Annotated in this window: 3 protein-coding genes; all 3 read left to right on the top strand. The window is 71.6% G+C overall.

Going from position 1 to position 3,061, the window contains the following annotated elements; translation table 11 throughout:
• On the top strand, window positions 1-446 hold a 446-nt coding region (locus AOK24_RS42370; RefSeq protein WP_420876731.1), incomplete at its 5' end, for a cobalamin B12-binding domain-containing protein.
• On the top strand, window positions 446-2,620 hold the full coding sequence (gene scpA / locus AOK24_RS42365; RefSeq protein WP_055725193.1) for a methylmalonyl-CoA mutase: 2,175 nt from the start codon (window positions 446-448) through the stop codon (window positions 2,618-2,620). The genes AOK24_RS42370 and scpA, both read left to right, overlap by 1 nt.
• Window positions 2,617-3,061, top strand: a 445-nt coding sequence (locus AOK24_RS42360; protein WP_478078791.1) for a P-loop NTPase family protein, incomplete at its 3' end; no start/stop codon positions are given. The genes scpA and AOK24_RS42360, both read left to right, overlap by 4 nt.

Here is a 3,061-nt window from a genome sequence, read left to right as displayed (position 1 = left end):
GCAGGCCGCCCGCCCCCGACCCACTGTCGGGCGGCCTGCCGCGCGTACGCCGGGACGACGCGTACGAGACCTTGCGCGCCCGTTCGGACGCGCACCTCGCCGCGACAGGCACCCGCCCCCGCGTCTACCTCGCGGCGCTGGGCCCGGCAGCCGTCCACACCGCCCGCCTCTCCTTCGCGGCATCCCTGTTCCAGGCGGGCGGCATCGAACCGGTCACCGAGGGCACGTTCCAGGAGAGCGGCACGAGCGAGGCGTGCCTGTGCTCCAGCGACGCGGTGTACGAGGAGAAGGCGACCGAGACCGCCGAGGCACTGCGGTCCGAGGGCGCGGCCCATGTGTCGCTGGCGGGCCGGGGCGCGTACCCGGGTGTGGATACGTACGTTTTCGCGGGCTGTGACGCGGTCGCCGTGCTGACCGCCGCCCTGGACCGTTTGGGAGTGGCGTGATGGGGATCCCCGACTTCTCCGGGATCGGTCTGGAGGCGCCGTCGCCGGAGGTGACAGCGGCCGACTGGGACGCGGCGGTGAAACGCGCGGCGGGCGGCGACGTCCCGCTGTGGGAGACCCCCGAGGGCATCGGGGTGAAGCCCCTGTACACGGCGCACGACCTGGAGGGCCTGGACTTCCTCAACACGTACCCGGGCGCGGCCCCGTTCCTGCGGGGCCCCTACCCGACGATGTACGTCAACCAGCCCTGGACGGTCCGCCAGTACGCCGGATTCTCCACGGCGGAGGAGTCGAACGCGTTCTACCGCCGCAACCTGGCGGCGGGCCAGAAGGGCCTGTCGGTGGCGTTCGACCTGCCCACGCACCGGGGCTACGACAGCGACCACCCGCGCGTCACCGGCGACGTCGGCATGGCGGGCGTGGCGATCGACTCCATCTACGACATGCGCCAGCTCTTCGACGGCATCCCGCTGGACCGCATGAGCGTGTCGATGACGATGAACGGCGCGGTCCTGCCCGTGCTGGCCCTCTACATCGTGGCGGCCGAGGAGCAGGGCGTACCGGCGGAGAAACTCGCGGGGACCATCCAGAACGACATCCTCAAGGAGTTCATGGTCCGCAACACGTACATCTATCCGCCGGGCCCGTCGATGCGGATCATCTCCGACATCTTCGCGTTCACCTCCCAGCGGATGCCGCGCTACAACTCGATCTCGATCTCCGGCTACCACATCCAGGAAGCGGGCGCGACGGCCGACCTGGAGCTCGCCTACACCCTCGCCGACGGCGTCGAGTACATCCGCGCGGGCCGCGAAGCCGGCCTGGACGTCGACGTGTTCGCCCCCCGCCTGTCGTTCTTCTGGGGCATCGGCATGAACTTCTTCATGGAGATCGCGAAACTCCGCGCCGCCCGCCTCCTGTGGGCGAAACTCGTGAAGCAGTTCGACCCGCAGAACGCCAAGTCCCTGTCCCTGCGCACCCATTCGCAGACCTCGGGCTGGTCCCTGACGGCACAGGACGTCTTCAACAACGTGACCCGCACCTGCGTCGAGGCCATGGCCGCGACCCAGGGCCACACCCAGTCCCTGCACACCAACGCCCTGGACGAGGCCCTCGCCCTGCCCACGGACTTCTCGGCCCGCATCGCCCGCAACACGCAGCTGCTCATCCAGCAGGAGTCGGGCACGACCCGCGTGATCGACCCGTGGGGCGGCAGCGCCTACGTGGAGCGCCTGACCTACGACCTCGCGCGCCGCGCGTGGCAGCACATCCAGGAGGTCGAGCAGGCGGGCGGCATGGCCCGCGCGATCGACGAGGGCATCCCGAAACTCCGCGTCGAAGAGGCCGCCGCCCGCACGCAGGCGCGGATCGACTCGGGCCGCCAGCCGGTGATCGGCGTCAACAAGTACCGGGTCGCCACGGACGAGGAGATCGAGGTCCTGCGCGTCGACAACTCCGCCGTCCGCACCCGCCAGATCGAGAAACTGCGCCGCCTGCGCGCCGAGCGCGACGAGCAGGCGTGTCGCGGCGCCCTGGAGGATCTGACCCGCGCGGCATCCGGCGAGGGCAACCTCCTGGAACTCGCGGTGCGGGCTGCCCGCGCGAAGGCGACGGTGGGAGAGATCTCCGACGCCCTGGAGAAGGTGTTCGGCCGTCACGCCGGCCGGGTCCGTACGATCGCGGGTGTGTACCGCAACGAGGCAGGCGAGTCGGCGAACGTGGAACGCACCCGCGCCCTGGTGGACGCCTTCGCGGAGGCGGAGGGCCGGCGCCCCCGCATCCTGGTCGCGAAGATGGGCCAGGACGGGCACGACCGGGGCCAGAAGGTCATCGCGACAGCCTTCGCCGACCTCGGCTTCGACGTCGACGTCGGCCCCCTCTTCCAGACCCCGGCGGAAGTGGCCCGCCAGGCGGTGGAGGCGGACGTCCACATCGTCGGCGTGTCCTCCCTCGCCGCCGGCCACCTCACCCTCGTACCCGCCCTGCGCGAGGAACTCGCGGCGGAGGACCGCGACGACATCATGATCGTGGTCGGCGGAGTGATCCCCCCGCAGGACGTCCCGACCCTCCTGGAGATGGGCGCGGCAGCGGTCTTCCCGCCGGGGACGGTGGTCCCCGACGCGGCCCACGACCTCGTGGAGCGCCTGGCGTCCGGCCTCGGACACGCCCTGTGACGGACGTCGCCGCCTACATCAAGGGCGTCCTGGAGGGCAAGCGCGCGATGATCGCGCGCGCGGTCACCCTGGTCGAGTCGGTGCACCCCCGCCACCGCGCCCCCGCACAGGAACTCCTGACGGCCCTGCTCCCGCACAGCGGCCACTCCCGCCGCATCGGCATCAGCGGCGTCCCCGGTGTCGGCAAGTCGACGTTCATCGACGCGTTCGGCTCGATGCTCACCGGCAGGGGACACCGGGTCGCAGTCCTGGCCGTCGACCCCTCCTCGGCCCGCACCGGCGGCTCCATCCTGGGCGACAAGACCCGGATGGACCGCCTCTCGGTGGACCCGGCGGCATTCGTCCGCCCCTCCCCGACGTCGGGCACGCTCGGCGGGGTGGCGCGCGCGACCCGCGAGTCGATGGTGGTGATGGAGGCGGCCGGGTACGACGTCGTCCTGG

This window comes from Streptomyces niveiscabiei (assembly GCF_001419795.1).
Classification (GTDB): domain Bacteria; phylum Actinomycetota; class Actinomycetes; order Streptomycetales; family Streptomycetaceae; genus Streptomyces; species Streptomyces niveiscabiei.
Note: the sequence above shows the minus strand (reverse complement) of the source record. Positions and strands in the feature narration are given on the sequence as shown.